Origin of the sequence: Clostridium saccharoperbutylacetonicum N1-4(HMT), from assembly GCF_000340885.1 — a bacterium.
Classification (GTDB): domain Bacteria; phylum Bacillota; class Clostridia; order Clostridiales; family Clostridiaceae; genus Clostridium; species Clostridium saccharoperbutylacetonicum.
Genome location: NC_020292.1, coordinates 63,903 through 82,269, shown reverse-complemented (window position 1 = coordinate 82,269; position 18,367 = coordinate 63,903). Strand labels below are relative to the sequence as shown.

Annotated in this window: 18 protein-coding genes; all 18 read right to left on the bottom strand. The window is 29.1% G+C overall.

Annotated features, from left to right (window positions below; all coding sequences use genetic code 11):
• Positions 1-52: 52 nt before the first annotated feature.
• The 18 genes from CSPA_RS28700 to CSPA_RS28620 all read right to left on the bottom strand — a co-directional run bounded on the left by CSPA_RS28700 (position 53) and on the right by CSPA_RS28620 (position 18,355).
• A complete protein-coding gene (locus CSPA_RS28700) occupies positions 53-1,039 on the bottom strand; it encodes an SGNH/GDSL hydrolase family protein (RefSeq protein ID WP_015395924.1) in 987 nt (328 codons plus the stop codon).
• Positions 1,040-1,090: 51 nt separating this feature from the next.
• On the bottom strand, positions 1,091-1,213 hold the full coding sequence (locus CSPA_RS30865) for a hypothetical protein (protein WP_278046408.1): 123 nt from the start codon (positions 1,211-1,213) through the stop codon (positions 1,091-1,093).
• Between the two features lie 220 nt (positions 1,214-1,433).
• Entirely contained in the window at positions 1,434-2,999 is a 1,566-nt protein-coding gene (locus CSPA_RS28695) for a glycine-rich protein (RefSeq protein ID WP_015395923.1), read from the bottom strand.
• Positions 3,000-3,012: 13 nt separating this feature from the next.
• Complete coding sequence (locus tag CSPA_RS30860; RefSeq protein ID WP_015395922.1) at positions 3,013-4,320, bottom strand: hypothetical protein; 1,308 nt, start codon at positions 4,318-4,320, stop codon at positions 3,013-3,015.
• Positions 4,321-4,332: 12 nt separating this feature from the next.
• The gene (locus CSPA_RS28685) at positions 4,333-5,490 is read right to left on the bottom strand and encodes a glycine rich domain-containing protein (RefSeq protein WP_015395921.1); all 1,158 of its coding nucleotides are present in this window, start codon (positions 5,488-5,490) and stop codon (positions 4,333-4,335) included.
• Between the two features lie 27 nt (positions 5,491-5,517).
• Positions 5,518-6,885, bottom strand: a complete 1,368-nt coding sequence (locus CSPA_RS28680) for a glycine rich domain-containing protein (RefSeq protein WP_015395920.1) — start codon at positions 6,883-6,885, stop codon at positions 5,518-5,520.
• Positions 6,886-6,976: 91 nt separating this feature from the next.
• On the bottom strand, positions 6,977-7,237 hold the full coding sequence (locus CSPA_RS28675; protein WP_015395919.1) for a hypothetical protein: 261 nt from the start codon (positions 7,235-7,237) through the stop codon (positions 6,977-6,979).
• A 35-nt stretch (positions 7,238-7,272) separates the two neighbouring features.
• Positions 7,273-7,815, bottom strand: coding sequence for a hypothetical protein (locus CSPA_RS28670; RefSeq protein ID WP_015395918.1), 543 nt, complete (start codon positions 7,813-7,815; stop codon positions 7,273-7,275).
• Positions 7,816-7,827: 12 nt separating this feature from the next.
• On the bottom strand, positions 7,828-8,472 hold the full coding sequence (locus CSPA_RS28665) for a hypothetical protein (protein ID WP_015395917.1): 645 nt from the start codon (positions 8,470-8,472) through the stop codon (positions 7,828-7,830).
• 18 nt (positions 8,473-8,490) lie between these two features.
• Positions 8,491-9,147 (bottom strand): hypothetical protein, encoded by a 657-nt coding sequence (locus CSPA_RS28660; protein ID WP_015395916.1) that lies wholly within the window; start codon positions 9,145-9,147, stop codon positions 8,491-8,493.
• A complete protein-coding gene (locus CSPA_RS28655) occupies positions 9,147-10,964 on the bottom strand; it encodes a hypothetical protein (protein ID WP_015395915.1) in 1,818 nt (605 codons plus the stop codon). Before CSPA_RS28655 ends, CSPA_RS28660 begins: the two co-directional genes overlap by 1 nt.
• Positions 10,965-11,088: 124 nt before the next feature.
• The gene (locus CSPA_RS28650) at positions 11,089-12,483 is read right to left on the bottom strand and encodes a glycine rich domain-containing protein (RefSeq protein ID WP_015395914.1); all 1,395 of its coding nucleotides are present in this window, start codon (positions 12,481-12,483) and stop codon (positions 11,089-11,091) included.
• Positions 12,484-12,632: 149 nt separating this feature from the next.
• Positions 12,633-14,249: a glycine rich domain-containing protein gene (locus CSPA_RS28645; protein WP_015395913.1), complete on the bottom strand. Its 1,617-nt coding sequence runs from the start codon at positions 14,247-14,249 to the stop codon at positions 12,633-12,635.
• Position 14,250: 1 nt separating this feature from the next.
• Positions 14,251-14,922, bottom strand: a complete 672-nt coding sequence (locus CSPA_RS28640) for a hypothetical protein (RefSeq protein ID WP_015395912.1) — start codon at positions 14,920-14,922, stop codon at positions 14,251-14,253.
• Entirely contained in the window at positions 14,919-15,575 is a 657-nt protein-coding gene (locus tag CSPA_RS28635; RefSeq protein WP_015395911.1) for a hypothetical protein, read from the bottom strand. The genes CSPA_RS28640 and CSPA_RS28635 overlap by 4 nt, the downstream gene beginning before the upstream one ends.
• 30 nt (positions 15,576-15,605) lie before the next feature.
• Positions 15,606-16,457: a hypothetical protein gene (locus CSPA_RS28630; protein ID WP_015395910.1), complete on the bottom strand. Its 852-nt coding sequence runs from the start codon at positions 16,455-16,457 to the stop codon at positions 15,606-15,608.
• Between the two features lie 14 nt (positions 16,458-16,471).
• Positions 16,472-16,927: a hypothetical protein gene (locus CSPA_RS28625; protein ID WP_015395909.1), complete on the bottom strand. Its 456-nt coding sequence runs from the start codon at positions 16,925-16,927 to the stop codon at positions 16,472-16,474.
• On the bottom strand, positions 16,928-18,355 hold the full coding sequence (locus CSPA_RS28620) for a hypothetical protein (protein WP_015395908.1): 1,428 nt from the start codon (positions 18,353-18,355) through the stop codon (positions 16,928-16,930).
• Positions 18,356-18,367: the final 12 nt, after the last annotated feature.

Here is an 18,367-nt window from a genome sequence, read left to right as displayed (position 1 = left end):
ACTGGTGGAATCAAAGTCTGTACTGCTCCTGTATAATTATGCTTAGTTTAAACTAGCCTTCTTCAACTAAAAATCCACCAATTATAATTTTATTTCCACTGCTCTCAGGATTTCTGTTCTCACTAAGTTTCATTAAAAGATTATGATTCCCATCTTCAATATCTTTTAAATTAATTAATGTAGAAAAATATTCTTCGTTATTCATGTACAAATCTAATTTAAAAGTAAATTTATCATCCAATATACACTCCAAAATCCCTGATGCTTTTGATAGCAAAGCCATTACACTTAAATATCTTCCTTTAAAATTAATTTCAATACAATCCCCTATATTCTCTGTCATAGCACCAACACTAAATTTATTATTCAAATTTACTTCTTTTTCAATCCAATTACCATAAAAAGTACATTCTTCATAAGATTTTATTCCCGGATTCCTTAATATATAGTTAGTAGTTGGCTTCTTATCCCCCCAACATTCTATCTCTCCAAAATTTAAATTCTTTAATACTTCAATTATAATTTGACAATAGGTTTTATGCCCCATATCATTAGGATGGAGGTTATCTATAGATATATCATTCCATGTATATTTATCACTACCTATTTCTTTCCAAACACTATCTTGAACATCTATAACTGGTATATTATAATGATAAGCTATTTTCTTATGTGCTGTAGAACACGAATCACTCATTCCAGTTGGCATTTCTAATGAAACTATCTTAACTTCTTTATTCCATTTGAATATTTCTATAATTAAATTTTCATAATAGATATTTATATCTTCCAAGGGAAAAATTCTATCATTAACTGCAAATTCTAAGAAAACAACATCTGGCCTCTTTTCCTTGAAATACTGACTAATTCTAAATACTCCAAAGTTAGACCCAGTACCGCCTGCGCCTAAATTTATTATATTTAAATTTTCCTTATATTCATCCTTTAAATACTTACTAACCAAGGCTGCATAGCTATTCTCATACTTACTAGCACCTGCTCCCTCTGTTATAGATCCTCCTACAAAATAAATATTCATATTTTCTCCTTTATCTATATTTCAAATTTTATACAATCTAGCAATACACTTCTAATACTTTTTACTATTGACTTCAATTTCAATATTAGTTATTCTTAATTCACCAAATAATCTCTCAGTTTTTCTAAAATCAAATATAAAAAAATATCCTTTTTCTAGTTTATATTGTTCCAAATACTCATGTTTCACAAACTCTTGAAACTTAATAAAAATTTTTTTATATCTAAATTAACATTATTTGTTACATTTATTTTATCACATTATGAGTTTATTTACACATATAACTTATTTTTACTATTTCAATATTGGATAAGATAATGATAACATTCTTTAGCCTTTATGTTTAGAAACAATATTTTTCATCAATATACATGCTGAATGCCTGTTATAACTACTAAAATTTATCTAAAGTATTAATTGTATACTCCAGTGATTGTTTTGCAATACTATTAACTAGTACTTCCTTATAATTATCTTTAAAACTTATGAGCATTTCCGAGTTAAATCTATTATATATATCAATATTAGTACTTTTAAGTTTTGTATATTTATCATTATTTTTACCATATAATGTTATGGAATTAAGTATTCCATCATATGAATTAAATCTAAGATTTAGATAGAAATCATTAATTATAATATCACTATTTAACATATTGCAATTTTTATATAATTCATTTTCACCAAAATCTAAAAAATAATCCATTTTGGACTTATCATTTGAATTTATATTTAAAAATGTGGGCTCAAGCTCATCATGTACTGGCGTATATTCATTTTTTACTTTTATGTTTGTTTTAGATAAAGCTATGTTTGACGGGATATAATTTAAATTTAATTTATCTACAATCTTTTCACATATGACACAAATTTTATATTTAGTTAAATCTATTATTTCTAATGGATTAATATTTTCTCCATTTACTGTTATTTGAGTATTTAATCCAGTAATAGAAATTGGCATACGCGTTTTATTTAAAATTTCTGTTTCAAGTTCGGTTAGTGTTAACTTTTTAAAATTCCTAGTATCTATATCAAAAAAATCTTTTGTTGGAATATAAAAATTATTTTCATCGCTAAATATAAAACTTGCTGCTACAGATATTCTTGCAAAACCATCACCAAAATTACCCTTCATAGTAGAATTTTTATCAGTTATTGAGGGCATATCCTCATATCCAGCTTTTGCAAGTTCTATTCCAGTAGTTCCAACATAATAACTACCTCCACCTCCACCAGTATTACCATAACCATCTCTAGTAGAGTCACCGCCAGAATAGCCACCACCTCCTCCAGCACCATTATAGTAGTATCCTGGAATTCCACTCATATAACCTATCATTGCAATAAAGCTCGAGCTACCTCCACCTCCAAATCCCCCTTTAGGTGCTGATCTTAAATCAACAGTATATCCTCCAGCATTTGTAGAGATATTCCCATATCCACCAGCGCCTCCGTTTTTAAAAGACCAACCACCATAAAGCCAAGCATAAGCATGAGTTGACGGAGTACAGGTCATTCCTGCTCCATTTCCAATATATCCAGCACCACCGCCTCCTGCATAGGCTGAACCACCATTGCTTATATTTCCATTATATCCAGTTAAATTATAGTTACCTCCCTGCTGCCCTGCTTGCCCATGCGAATAATTACTTGAAAGTCTGCTGAACATAGAACCTCCTCCGCCTCCTGCACAGCAAAGAAGAGTAGTAGAATTTAATTCTACAAAACTTCCACCACCACCACCACCTCTTGAACCATCCCATGCACCTTTTCCAGCTACTAATATTTTTAATACATCACCCTCATGTAAATAATGTGTACTCCTTGAATATGCGCCAAGACCACAAGTTGATCTATCTTCACCACCACCAGAAGCCCCCCAGCATTCTATAACATATCTTCCTTCATTTACAATTTTATATGTTTCTATTAATCCACTATATTTAAAATTCATCATAAAAATTTCTCCATTAGAAAGTATCCAAATTATCATTAAAATACTTAAAATATTGCTTAGTTAACCTATTTATCAATACTTTTCCATACGCTTTTTCAAAATTTACAAATGTATCAACAAAATCATTACTTATAATTAAATTGTCATTTTCTATTTTAGAATAAGTAACACTATCGTTTTTAGATAATGTTATTGTAGTTAACATTGTTGCTGATTTATTAAATATAAAACTTAAATAAAAATCATCTTTTAAAATTTCTGTATCTATAAAATATGCATTATTATTTGATGCAGTCTTAAAAGTTTTGTCAAAATCAATTGCATATCCAATGCCAGATTCATTTGTTCCAATAATATATAAATAAGCATTTTTTAAATCCTCTAAAAAGGGAGTATATTTTTCTTTTATTTTAATAGTCGTTTTAGACAATGAGTATATTGATGGATTATAATTAAAGATAATATTTTTAATATTTAATTTACTAATCATACATAGTTTGCACTTTTTAAAATCAAGTACTTTAGATGGAATTATTGTTTCACCATTAATATCGAAAGGTGAATTAATATTATCAATCTTATAAATTTGAGCGTTATCATTATTGTTAATAATTGAAAAAATATCATCTGCGCTTAATGGCTTAAAAAAATTTCCCCTAACATCATAATATTGTTTTTGGGGAATATAATACATATCATCCATTTGTAAAAATAACTTTAATGGAAATTCTTCAAAGGTTATCACTACTTTTCCATTACCATTGTTTATTCCAGCTGTTGTCCCACTATTTTCTAACAGAGCTATATAAGAGGAACCCCCTCCACCTCCAGCATCCCCATTACCAGATCCGCCTCCATAATAGCCACCACCACCTCCTCCACCATCTCCTGGATGACTTCCACCATATCCAAAACCTCCATTTCTAGAACCTGTACCTCCATAAACTTGACTTCCACCTATAGCACCACCACTTCCAGTATTTCCAGTCAAACCACCTCCTTCACCACCATTTTGATAATATCCACCACCTCCGCCTCCTCCAGAAGAACCAGATGGTCCAGCATTACCTCCACCATTCCATCCTCCACCACTTCCAGATGCTCCAGAAACTCCAGCTCCTCCTACATAAATGTAAACAGTTGAGATTTTAATTTTAAAAACATATTCCCCATAGCTATATCCACCATAACCACCAGAACCTCCACCATCATTTCCACCACCTGCACCATAACATTCTATTTTTATTCTTTCTGTACCTATTGGTGGAGTCCAAGTCTGTACTGCTCCTGTATAATTAAATATAATTGTTTTTAATGCCATAAAATCACCTCGTTAAAATTTATCTAAAGTGTTAATTGTATAATCAAAAGATTCTTTTGTAATTTTATTAACTAACACTTCATTATATGAATTTTTAAAGGTTATAAATTTAGCTTCATTTAAATTTTCATAAACCTCAATTTCATAGTTTTTAATTTTACTATACTTGTCATTATTTTTGCCATATAAAGTTACCGAACTTAGTAACGCATTTGGAGTGTCAAACATAAAATTAGCATAGAAATCATCCTTAATTATCTCTTTACCTAATTCACTACATTCCTTATATAATTTGTTCTCACCATAATCCAAAAAATAACTAAGATCAGATTTAGAATTAGGTGTTATATTTATAAACGCAGTTTCTTGCTTATCATATTTATCCCTTATTTTTATATTAGTCTTTGCTAAGGCTATAGATGATGGACTATATTTTATATTTAATGTTGATATATTTTCTTTTACATCAGAATAATCTTGTATGAGACACATTCTACATTTAGATATATCTAAATAATCAAGTGGATTATAAGTAATCGAATTTATTACAAATGGTGTATTTAAATCATACAAATTGGTAATTAGGTAATTGTTATTATAAATTTCATTCATTAAATCATTTAAACTTATGGGGTCAAATGATTTTTTCGTAGTATTGAAATATTTTCCTATTGGCAAATAATACTCATTATCTTTTTGAAAAAAGAGAGTATAAGTTCCATATAATAGACTTATATTTATAAATGACAATGCTGGAGACATACGACTACAATTACCATTAGTTACAGACCCTGCACCACTGCCTGAACTTGATCCTCTGCCTGAGCCTTCTGTTGTGGTAACAGCTCTTCCAACTCCACCATAACCAGGTAAAGTTTGACCATTACCAACAATATTACAACCGTCATCCCCAGCACCACCGCCGCCTACCCAGTCATACCAATCTTTACTTACACATGCTCCACCAACCAATATATATAAGTTGTTTCCAGCTTTTAAATTAAACTTTCCAGAAATATATGCTCCCTTACCGCCTTCATGTAAATTTGGACGTACTTTACCTACATTGCCACCCTGCGCACCATAAGCTTCTATTTTATATATTCCATCATAAGGAATCATCCAGGTTTGTATGGTTCCAATATATTTAAAATTAAAGGTTTTTATCATAAAAATTCCTCCTAAAAAGCTGCTTCATTAGAATGTATCCAAATTATCGTTTAAATACTTAAAATATTGCTTAGTTATTCTATTTATAACTGTCTCTGAACATTTTTTTTCAAAAGTAATTTGAGTATTTATATAATCATTACTTATATTTAAATCATCATCTTCTATTTTAAAATAATTAATATCTCTACTGCATAATGATACTGATTTTAACAAACTCATTACATCATTTAATTTAAAGCTTAAATAAAAATTATCTTTTAATAACTTTTTATCTATCGAACTGCAATCGTCATTTACGATGTCATATATATTTTCATAATTTATAATATAACTAATATTAGCTTTATTGGCTGCTTCTATGTTCAGAAAGGGATTTTGAATATTATTTTTATACGGAGTGTACATATCTTTAATTTTAATGTTAGCTTTAGATATGGCTTTAGTTGTAGGAATATAGTTTATATCTAATTCTTTAACATATTCATTAGTCCTAGAACTATTAGGTATAACACATATTTTGCATTTAGATATATCTAGATAATCAAGTGGATTATATACAATTGAATCTATCACAAATGGTTCATTTATATTATATATACTGATATTTCCATAGTTGTTATTATTAATTTCGTACCTTAAATCATTTAAACTAACAGCTTTAAATTTCTTTGCATCAGTATCAAAGTACTTTTCTATTGGTAAGTAATATTCTTCACCTTTCTTAAAAAAGAAAGCAACTTCGTCGTAAATTAGAGATATAACTACTTTTCCATCTCCAGTATTAATTCCTGAAACTGTAGAAGCGTTTTCTAGTAGACCTAAATAAGATGAACCGCCTCCACCACAGCCACCAGTTGAACCTATCGCACCATATCCACCGTAGTATCCACCGCCACCTCCAGCATTGTCGCCATTACTAGAATTTCCTCCAATACCAAAAGACGCTCCTGATGTTTGATTAGCAACTCGTCCATTATCACTAGGACCACCAATAAGACCACCTCCATAACCACCGTTGCCAAGAGGAGTATCTCCAGATGCTCCTCCTCCACCTCCAGCAACAATTATTCTATTTTTTAAATCTGTTGCATTAACTCTTATATCTGATGACCCACCTCCACTAGCACCACATGTGTCACTAGCTCCATATCCGCCACCATTAAAAGCATATGCTGGATATCCACCATCTGTACCCTTTTGCCCAACATATATGTATATTTTTTGTCCTTTTATTAAATTTATATCTCCTTTGGCATATCCACCATATCCACCAATATACCCTCCTGTGTTGCCACCCTGAGCACCCCAACATTCTAATCTATATTTCCCACTATAAGGAGTAATCCATGTTTGTGCTTGCCCAGTATAATTAAAAGTAAAAATTTTTTGCATAATAAACCCTCCTAAAAAGCACATATGCCATATTGCAAAATGATGTAGTTTTTCCCCTATTCAACCAATTCTATAGAGCCTTGTATAATTGCTAAAACTTATCTAAAGTATCAATTGTATAATCAAATGATTGTTTTGCAATCATATTAACTATCAATTCCTCATACTTATCTTTGAAACATACTAACATTTCCGAATTAAAGTTATTATATACTTCTCTATCAATGCCCTTAAGTTTAGTATATCTATCATTATTTTTCCCATATAATGTTATAGAATTAAGTATTCCATCATATAAATTAAATTTAAGATTTAGATAAAAATCGTTAATTATAATATCCTTATTTAGCATACTACAATTTTTATATGATTTATCTTCACTAAAATCTAAAAATAATCTACTTTTAATTTATCATTTGAATTTATATCTAAAAATGTATGCTCAAATTCATAATGTACTGGCGTATATTTATTTTTTACTTTTATATTTGTTTTAGATAAAGCTATGTTTGATGGGATATAATTCATATCTAATTTAGAATCTTTATTAATATCAATAATACATATTTTTGAATTAGCATAATCCAATATATCATTAGGAAAATAATAAACTCCATCTATCATAAATGGCTTATATAAATTAATTAATGGATATACAGCAGAAGTATATCCGCCATACCAGCCACCTCCGCCTTGTCCAATATTCCCACCATTTCCATCCCACACAACACTCCATGCATCTTGACCTCTTCCGAATGCATATCCACTGGTTTGAGTTGCTGGGGAGCTTGTATTATTAGCACCCATTCCCCCAGTTAATCCCCCACCTTTAGCACCATAACACTCTATTTTTATCCTATATACACCCTCTGGTGGAATCCAAGTCTGCATTATCCCTGTGTAATTAAATGTGACTGTTTTTACTCCCATAGTAAATTCCTCCTAAAAAACAGCTATACTATCCTTTATAATTGTGTTCCTCTCTACAGATTTTGTTTTTTTGATTAATACTTGACTATATTTTTCTGGAAAAGTTACAGTCACTTGATTTATTGCTCCTGTATTAAAATTTGTATCATAATCAATCCTCTTATATTCTCCTAATATATTTTCAAATAATTTATTTAGCAATTCTCCATCATTCAATTTTAATAAAATATAGCTATAATTTTTGCTAATATAGTTAATATATTTACATTTACTATTTACATAATCTTTGATGTATCTATCAGAATAGTTCTCAAAATATCTAGAGTCACAATTATTAGAATCATAGTAGTTATCCCAATTTTTTAAATCATTTGATACGAGCATCTTATGCTTGTTTTCAAATTGAATGTTCTCATGCTTTATATTAGTTAAATTTATAAGAATAAAAGCATTGGAACTATTTATTTTATAGACCATGCTCTTATTCTTATTAGCATTAAATAATACAATTTTAAAAGGTGCATATGCTTTTAACTCATCCCTTAAAGAATCTAAAAGGGATGAGTCAAAAGCATTTTCAATATTTAATGTAGTTTCAGCTAATTCATTATTTTCAATACCAAAGTATTTATTTCCTGAATATATAAGGCAATTCATTTTAAGCACCACTTTCGTCTAAGATAATTTATAATCTGTTAAATTATTTATACTATCTACCAGTTCTACTGGAAGTAAATCAGTAGTGTAGATATTATATTCACCAATTGTGCCTTGCAAAGTTAAATCTAAGGTTACATTATCTTTAGGCTTTGCTCCATAATCTGTTATTTCAACATATCTATCATCATATTCTAATAAATCTTTTGTAGAAGTATTAATATTCAAGCTCTTATGGACAAGTGGTGTTCCAGTTTCTGTTTTTACAAAACACTCTATAAGAAAGTCACTTCCATCTCCTGAATTTGGGATTGTAACTGTTTCTCCAGCGCCTATATCCTTAAATACAAATTGCTCCACATTATTTATAAAAATAGAATCACCCGTTGGTCTCATATCTGCAGAATTAAAATCCGCCTTAAGCTCATCATAATTATTATCAACCTTAATTGATAGATTACTGATATTGCTATTTGCAGTTTTTATATCAGAAGTATTCTGATTTATACTTTGATTATTATTTTCTATTTTAGTGATTAATTCCTTATTGTCGGAATCGACCTTTACTTCCAAATTAGAAATCTTAGAATTTAGTGCAGTAAGTTTATTTTTAAGATAATCATATAATTTAGTAGAATAATAAGTTAATCCACTATTGTCCAAATATTTTTTCATTAACTAATCACTCCTTTACTTTTCAAATAATTATCAAGATAAGAATTTAATTCACTTTTTTTAATGTAATCGCTATTAAAAGATATTATATTATCAGAATCATTAATATAATATAGCTTTTTAGTTACTTCATTAAATACAAACTTACCAATCCCTAGTTCACTGGATACTTTTTTAGAAGAGTCAATGCTCCAATTTCCAGCTACATCTACCATCCAAGTTGAATTTGTTCTTGAATCATAAATATATTTATTATCTTTATCAAATTTTATATCGGAAAAACTAGAATACATTTGAGATAGACAAGAATATCCATATTGACATGGTCCTTTAAATTTACTTAGTAACTCATTAGAATTTAAATCAATGTCAATTTTATTATAAGCAGAAACTGTAGTTGAATTCATATCAGAACTATAAGTTGTTATCTTATCACCGTCTCTTATTATCTTCAATCTTATACCATTTGGTATATCTGCCCAATTACCGACAGTATCTGAGCTGATTGAATAATAACTTATTAATTTTTCATCACTTCTATTATAGTTATATACAATTGCATATTGAGTTGATATATTTTCTACTAAAACATGAGACTCAAAGCTCCTCATTCTTACAACAGAAAGAGTATATTCTCTTCCAGCTGCATCTTTTGTAAATGCTATTACAGATCCTATGGCATCATTATCCATGTCTGTTGATGATATAGTAACTTCAAGATTATAATTATCATATTTTTCTGGACTTATAAAACCAATATAACTGATAGAATTATTTTGACATATTATCTTTTTCTTATCCGAATCATATACCCAACCAGTAGTTTCTGATGTTACCGCTGGCTGACTTTCGCTACTATCATGTGAAAATCTATACCAAGTATTATAAATTACTGAAGGATCTATTAAGGTTACTTTTGCATCCTCAAGTTCCTTATCTGTTTCAATTATAGTTGCTTTATATAAAATATATCCTGGAGTTATTTCACTTGAACTATTGCCTTTTATATAATATACTTGCCCATTATTTCCACATGGTTTTGATTTCCACTGTGCATCTCCATCAGCTTTCCATTCTAATATTTGGTCAGAATTACCTCCTGACGGAATATGGTTATATCCAGAACCCGTTGGATGAATATAATTCTTTACATTTGCTTCTATTCCATCTAATTTTATCTTATCTTCTTTTGACATTATTCCGTCAGCTGTTTCTGTCACTTTATTTAAGGCAACATCTGCCCACTCTGCTTCTCCATCACTGTGCCATTTTAAATATTGTCCGCTAGCTCCTCCAACAGGAATATGGTTATATCCTCGTCCTATGGGATGTATGTAAAAATTTGCATTTGCTTCTATTCCATCTAACTTAATCTTATCAAGTTTATCCATATACCCATCTTCAGTGTGCGTCACAAGCTCCGATTTTCGGTAATATAAATCATTATGGTTATGAGGCAGTGGAATCCTTGCATCTGATAATCTTGGATCATTCCCTTCACATACTGTACCACTATCAGTTCCAAAAGGCCTGTTAAATGCTGAATATTTTGTTGGAATCTTAGGCTCACCATTTAAATCATCCAATGTTAATTTAACAACTCCGGACATATTGTTTATGCTCAACACTCCTGAAGCTTTCTCAAATATAATTTCTTTTTTTGCTCTCTTAACAGCTTCTGTAATTATTGACTCAACAGATTTATCTAAAAACCCAGGATCATTTTCAATAAATCTTTTAAACATATTTAGGAAATATTTTTCCATTTCATCTAATTCTTTTGTATATGTTGCATCATTTTTTTTATCTATTCTCATATTTATCACCCTTAATATTAAATTTGAAATATTATTTCATTAATTTTATACTTAAATATAAATTCTAATAATTAATATACTTCTTAAAATTAGTAAATTTCTTATTATTTTAATTCTTATATATTTAAAATTTGTCTAAAGTATCATTTAAATACTCAAAATATTGTTTCGTAATTCTATTTATTAAAACTTGTTTATAATTACTATTAAAAGTTATATAAGTATTAATATAATCATTTTCAATATTAAAATAATCAATACTCTGTTTGTAATTAATGTTCTCTTCACTATATAAGCTTATTGAATTTAAAATACTTGTTTTGCTATCTAATTTAAAACTTAAATAAAAATCATCTTTAAGGATCTCCTCATACAACACGTCGCACGTATTATTTATATAATTTTTATAGTAATAATCGAGACTATAACTTATATTTCTTTTGTCTGCGGCTATTATATTCAAATATGGATTAAATATATTATCATTAAATGGTGTGTATTTATCTTTAATTTTAATAATTGTTTTTGATAATGCACAAGAGGAAGGATTATAATCTAAAGTAATACTATTGAAATTTTTAAATTCAATTACAACTAATTTATACAAAGTAAAATTTATAATATCTGCTGGATAGAAACTTTCTCCATTTACCATAAAAGGAGCATTTAAATTTGGTATATTACTGGTATATATAAACTCCTTAGTACGAGCTATTATTTCATCTATAGTAGCTTCCTTAAAAGTTTTCGTCGTAATGTCAAAATGCTCTTTATCAGGTATATATAGTTTAGTATCCTTTTCAAGAGCTACTATATTAGTTGAACAAAGTGATATTATTATTTTTCCATTGCCAGTTTGAACACCAGCAGTAGTACTTCCATCCCATAATCCGCTAATATAAGATGAGCCACCACCACCTCCACCATCATCATTACCTCCACATTCACCACAGCCTCCACCATACCAGCCGCCACCTCCGCCGCCGCCATATGAGTTCCCTACAGAATTTCCACCTTGTCCGAAACTTCCATCTTGGTTATACCAACCACTATCTACTTGATTCCCCCTAGTACCACCACTTGTTTGAGTTCCACCATGGCCCAAATAGTATGATGGGCCAACACCATCTCCACCGACAAGCCCACCTCCAGCACCACCTATATAATTCCATGTAGCGTTGGGGCCATAGCCAGTTCCGCCACCACCTCCAGCGACAATAACTCTATTTGATAGCGAAGTCCCACCAATTCTAATATCACTAGCATCTCCACCAGAATATACTGAATAACCTCCTCCATTCCATATATTATTATAATTAGGACAAGCTCCTACATATATATATATTTTTTGTCCTTTAGTTAAATATATAAACCCTTTTGAATATCCACCTTTCGCTCCATTATTATTTCTACTTCCACCTTGAGCTCCCCATACTTCAAATTTATAAAATGATGTATATGGTATGATAAACTCCTGTATACTTCCAGTATAATCAAAAATATATTGACTTATAATCATTAGAACACATCCATTCTATATAAAAAGCTTATTCGAATTTTAAAATTATATATCATTTTTTTATTTACTCTCATATTTATCACCTTCACTTATTTAGAGTGAAAGTTGATTAAACTTTCTAATATTTCAACTACATTTAAAATTTCATTTTAAAATTCTTCTAAAGTCTCTATTTCTCTACAGATTATATCTTTTGAGAATTTATTTATAATAAGTTCAGAATGAGGAGCTTTTAATTTTATATATATTTTATCTTTATTGCTATATATATCTGCATCTTCTTTCCATAACTTTCTATAACTATTGCTGGTTTTTGCAATAAGTTTTATTTGCTTAAGTTTATCATTAGAATTATAAACATTATCAATAAAACCTATTGATAAATTAATTATATTGGATTTTATAAAATACGATGACAAATCACCAGCCTTTATTCCAGCTTTGAATATATTATAAATAGAGTCCTTTTGCTGCTCATTATTATAATAATCCTCATATTCTTTAATCATTACCTTCATATTTTTAGTAGTATTTATTGTAAAATATATATCAGAAAGTTCATCATATATAATTGCATCATCTTTTAATTTTATTTGAGATTTCAATCTGACTTCTTCATTTATTTTGTAAACAAGTTTTAGTTGATTATAATCTTCAAAATTAGAATAATCACTACTGCACACTTTGATTATTTTGTCTTTTTCTAAGTCAAAATAATGTAATGGGTTTATTGTTTTTACATCAGTCCCATTAGCTACAGTAAATGGATTAAATAATTCTATAGCATTATAAATACATTGATCAAACACAATAATTGAATTATCAGAATATATCATATCATTATATACTTTAGATGCATCTTCTTCAGTTAACGGAATAAATTTACCATAGTATTCTGAAAAAAAGTACTTATTGGGAATATATAATTTTTCATCATGCTTAATAAAATATAATGCCTGAGGGATATATGATATTTTCACCTTGCCAATTCCAGGATTACCAACTACTGTTTCCGCTTGTATTGCATTACTTTGAGAATCATAATTTGGATTTGGCATTGTTAAATTTCCAGCTATTAGCATTGGTGTGTCTATACAATAATAATAGCTATCATCTATATATCCACTTGGTTTATATGAAGTTCCAGATAATACATATCCAGCACCTCCTCCACCTCCAGAATCATCATCTGCACTACTATCTACAGATCCACCGCCACCACCATACCAGCCGCCACCGCCGCCGCCACTATAACCTCCCCATGCAGCCATTCCGTATCCGCCATATCCAAATCCTCCTGGTACTCCACCTCCAGAACCGCTTTGTGTACCACCTAGTCCTGGGCTACCACATCTAGAAATTCCATTTCCTCCAGATAGCCCTCCTCCATATCCGTAATAGTCCACAGAAGTATTATATCCACAAGTACCACCGCCACCAGCTACAATGATTCTATTATTTAAGGTATCTGCTCCAACTCTTACATCAGAAGCTCCTCCACCATAACCTCCCCATCCGGCTCTACCGCCACCATTAACTCCATTATTATCTCCAACTTTAACAAATATTTTATCTCCAATTTTAAATCTAAAAACAGCACATGCATATCCACCTCGACCACCCAATCCAGTTGAACTTCTTGCTGCAGCAGCAGACCCCCAGCATTCAATTTTATATATTCCAGGTCTTGCTTGAAATGAATATGCTCCAGATGTATTATATTCTGCTAAAACTCTAAACAAATTATAATTAATAGTGACAGCCATATTAAAATTCCTCCAATGAATCCTTTTTATACTCATTTACATTTGTTACATTAACACATAAGTTACTAAAGTCTGTTGATGTTAAATTTTTTATTTTTATGGAGTTCTTACTTATCTCTGTATACATATCTATGTTTTTAACTGTTGTTTCATCCAAATAATTTCGATAATAAATTCTATCCAGCTTATTATTAAGTTTCATAAAAATATATTTTATTTTATTGTTATTTATAAAACTTATTTCCTTTGTATTATTATTAATATATTCCTTCATTTTCAACAATTCTGATTTTTGAAGATTTGTAATACTAGTGAAGGAATTTAAGGAAACATTAAATTCGGTTACTATATAATTATCTTCATCAAGATAATTTAACCATATAACTCCATCTTCACTTACAAGTACATTTTGTTTAATCTCAAAACACACATTTGTAAATGGACTGTTTACTTTAATTAATAAAAAACCATAACTATTTTTTATATGAAATATACTTTGACTTACATTATTTATACTAACAAGTTTTTTATTTTTAATTAACTCTTTATCTGCCCTTAACAAATCTGATATTTCAAATCCATATTTACTTATATTCTTTAATGCATCTATCTCAAATACCTGACCAGATAAATTATAATATAGTCCTTTAACATCTTTTAATAAGTAACTCATAACACACCTATTTGTTCCTCTATTGATATGATACTTTCAAATCTTTCAACTATTTCACTTGGAATAACTTCTGACTCATACACATTAATTGTTTCATTATTATATTTAAATTGTTTTTTATTAAACTTCAATAATATAGTATCTTTTGGTTTTGCCCCATCTAAATCTATATCTATATAATTTTCATCATAGACTAACTTATCTTTATTATTTTCATTTACATCTATTGAAACACATTCTACTTGAGTTCCTGCATCTATTTCCGTATAACATTCAATTAAATAGTTAGTATCTCTACCATTATTAGGTATTTCAATCACATCATTTATTTTTACATTTTTATATACAAATTGCTCCACATTATTTATATTTGTTATTGGATAAGTGGGTTTATCATCTACTTCTGTTTTTAGATTTTTTATCTTAACATCCAGCTCATTGATATCCGCATTTGTTTCTTGTATACTTTGAATACTCTGATTTATTATATTAGTATTATTACTTATCTTATATTCCAGTTCAGTTTTATCGTAATCGACTTTTGATTTTAAAGAATTTATATCATCTTGAACTTTAGAGACTTTACTCACTAAATAATCCTTTAACTTATTTGAATAATAAACCAAACCACCTTGATCTAAGTATTTTCTCATTCAATCAACTCCTTGCAGTTTGATTAAAATTTAATATTTGTTAGTAATAATCTTAGTTAATACTTCCTCTGTTACACCAGAGCTATCTGTGTAATTTAAATATACCATGTCACTTTCTTCTACTAATAAGGAAGTCTGCAACTCATAGGTTTCAACACTTGCTAATCTCTTATCCTTTTCATCATCATAGGTAAGTTCTATTTTTGTGTTATCCGTTAATACTCTAACTAACTTGTCTTCGTAATCTCTATCTCTAACAAGAGTTATAGTATCACTATTATCCTCATCCTTACTTAAATCTACATTTATTAATCTGTATGCTTTTTGAACATAATCATCATAATATAGTACAGCAAAGCCATTAATTACTGGCGTGTTTATCTTATTGCTTAATAAATTTGCCTTAAGTCTAAAACTATAACATGGAATATTTAAAACTAACGGTACGGTATCATTTGCTTTAATTAAAAAATTTCTATTGTCATCTGTAATAATGTGATAAATAATATCACAACCTGTTGGTATTACTTCATCTACAACCAAGAAGAAATTATTTAACTGGGATTTATAGGTTTCATCAGTGCATTTTTCAGTTGAATAATACACACCATTTTTAGTTAAATCCTTAACCTTAAGACTAGATTCTATTGAGTTATAAACCATATTATCTGATAAATAGAAATCAGAGTATTCTCTGTCCTTAACTTCATTTACGAACATGGAATTTACATATTTATTATTATCAAAAGATATCTTTACAGAATTTAAAAAAGTGTTGTCTCCAAATTCGGCAATATCATGTCTCGTTATATCATCAGCTATTTTTCTAGTACTTACATCCTGCTCTATATCTGCTTTTGTTATTTTCTTAAAGTCAGCCATAATTATCCCCTCCTTTAAAGCTTAGTATGCTGTCCTATTTTATAATTATTTCTAAATATCGGGTATATATAATAGGTACAGGTTTTTTCGCTGCTATGAGTATATTGCATTTTATCTGTATCGAATTCGACTTCAATTATATCATTAGCAGTTATATTTAATACATCAATGGACATCATCCTGCTTGCTATATTATAGTTATAATAATTTGTATTTATTTGAACATTATTTACATATACCTTTATTTCTGAAGCATTTTCAGCATATATATCCGCTGGTAGAGTCCAAAGTAATCCTGCGTTATACTCAAGTTCCTTTTTTTCTCTTATATAATTTGCGCTTTTAGTATTTTCAATATATATTGTTTCTTCGATACCATCACTATAAGTTATAGTTAAGTTATAGCCTTTACACAAGTAATAAGGTAATCTTTCAAAAGTAATTATATTTTCATCAACTAAATTAAGCATTTATACCACACTCACAATCGCTTTTGAAATTTTCTTGTATTTATCATATAAATACATTGTGTAATTATATTTATTCCCTCTTATTCCTATATCATTTACTTTTAAATTAGGAAATCTTGAATCGAGGGTTATTGAGGATACTAAATATGTTGGATAGTCGTAATCATTTTCTTCCATGTTCTCATTCCTCAAGAAATATTCTTGATAATAGACTCCTCCTTGTCTTACAAAGACTTTAAGTACTCTTCCATCAATATCATTATATTGAATAGGTTTATTTCTATCATCTTCTGAAAGTAATGTGACATCTTTCCTAAGAATTTCTATTTTATCAATAAAAACTTCCTCTTTGCTATCATCAAATATGAAAGGATCAGATTCTACGCTAATGTTTGCAGAATTCTCATCAATGCATGAATTGACGCCCTTTAATACTTTTTTATTTCTTAGCATTAATTTTCTGTTATCAGAATTCCAAATATTAGTTATCTTCAAAATCCTAGCTCCATCTTCATCTAAATCCGAAGCATAAATATCAATACCATCAGTTGGTATTATACTACTTACAAGCTTTTCTTTTGGGACTCTAATTTCCCCTATAGAGGAAGCTGTACCTAAAACTTCATCAAAGGTTGGAGTCTCTGCACTATAATAATCACTGCTTGCCTTTAATGAAAAATTTAAATATGGTTCTGAGATCTCAGATATTGCAGTATTGCTTATATCTGAAATATTTCCACTGCTATCCTTTGCTATAACGTAATAGTAATAAATATTTTTTCTATAATCTGCATCTTGGTAAAATGCTGTATATCCTGTTGTATTTATTGTCCTAAGAATCGGCTTATATATTCCATGTCCTCTCTCAGGAGTAACATCTTCAAAGCCTTTTCCAACATCATAAAAATTGTATACTGTTAAATCACCATAGAAAGTTATACTTTTATAATTTAAATCAAAATCATTGCTGAATAGTATCGAATTCTTTAATAATACAAAACTTTTAGCTAATAAATCACTATCAGTTATATCATTTAAAACCTTATTGCTATCATCTAGTTGTTGTACATGAGTTATAACATTAGCCCCTATGAAAATTTTATATATGGCATCATCTTTTGTTGAATCTACACTATTTCTGAATTTAATATAATAAGTGGAATTAGGTACATTAAAATTAAAAGGCAAACTGAAGCCTGTATATCCTTGATGATTTTTAGGTGCTTTATCTAGAAGCATTGAGACATTTTTTAATTGTTCAATTGATACTATCTTAGTATCAGCTATTTCAGATATAACCCCCACAGGAGTTCTGTTATCTATAAATTCCTCTAAATCTTTTTCTATAGGAATACTCTTGCTTCGATATATATAATGAGTCATATCTCCAGAAGATGATTTATATATTTTAATTAAATTTGTTTTCAACAGTTACACTTC

Bases quoted from the DNA above. Each gene is read 5' to 3' on its own strand.
- CSPA_RS30860 (WP_015395922.1), bottom strand. From the start codon at position 4,320: ATGGCATTAAAAACAATTATATTTAATTATACAGGAGCAGTACAGACT.
- CSPA_RS28700 (WP_015395924.1), bottom strand. From the start codon at position 1,039: ATGAATATTTATTTTGTAGGAGGATCTATAACAGAGGGAGCAGGTGCT.
- CSPA_RS28665 (WP_015395917.1), bottom strand. From the start codon at position 8,472: ATGAATTGCCTTATATATTCAGGAAATAAATACTTTGGTATTGAAAAT.
- CSPA_RS28695 (WP_015395923.1), bottom strand. From the start codon at position 2,999: ATGATGAATTTTAAATATAGTGGATTAATAGAAACATATAAAATTGTA.
- CSPA_RS28680 (WP_015395920.1), bottom strand. From the start codon at position 6,885: ATGCAAAAAATTTTTACTTTTAATTATACTGGGCAAGCACAAACATGG.
- CSPA_RS28625 (WP_015395909.1), bottom strand. From the start codon at position 16,927: ATGCTTAATTTAGTTGATGAAAATATAATTACTTTTGAAAGATTACCT.
- CSPA_RS28640 (WP_015395912.1), bottom strand. From the start codon at position 14,922: ATGAGTTACTTATTAAAAGATGTTAAAGGACTATATTATAATTTATCT.
- CSPA_RS28655 (WP_015395915.1), bottom strand. From the start codon at position 10,964: ATGAGAATAGATAAAAAAAATGATGCAACATATACAAAAGAATTAGAT.
- CSPA_RS28645 (WP_015395913.1), bottom strand. From the start codon at position 14,249: ATGGCTGTCACTATTAATTATAATTTGTTTAGAGTTTTAGCAGAATAT.
- CSPA_RS28635 (WP_015395911.1), bottom strand. From the start codon at position 15,575: ATGAGAAAATACTTAGATCAAGGTGGTTTGGTTTATTATTCAAATAAG.
- CSPA_RS28660 (WP_015395916.1), bottom strand. From the start codon at position 9,147: ATGAAAAAATATTTGGACAATAGTGGATTAACTTATTATTCTACTAAA.
- CSPA_RS28650 (WP_015395914.1), bottom strand. From the start codon at position 12,483: ATGATTATAAGTCAATATATTTTTGATTATACTGGAAGTATACAGGAG.
- CSPA_RS28675 (WP_015395919.1), bottom strand. From the start codon at position 7,237: ATGCTAAATAAGGATATTATAATTAACGATTTTTATCTAAATCTTAAA.
- CSPA_RS28630 (WP_015395910.1), bottom strand. From the start codon at position 16,457: ATGGCTGACTTTAAGAAAATAACAAAAGCAGATATAGAGCAGGATGTA.
- CSPA_RS28685 (WP_015395921.1), bottom strand. From the start codon at position 5,490: ATGATAAAAACCTTTAATTTTAAATATATTGGAACCATACAAACCTGG.
- CSPA_RS28670 (WP_015395918.1), bottom strand. From the start codon at position 7,815: ATGGGAGTAAAAACAGTCACATTTAATTACACAGGGATAATGCAGACT.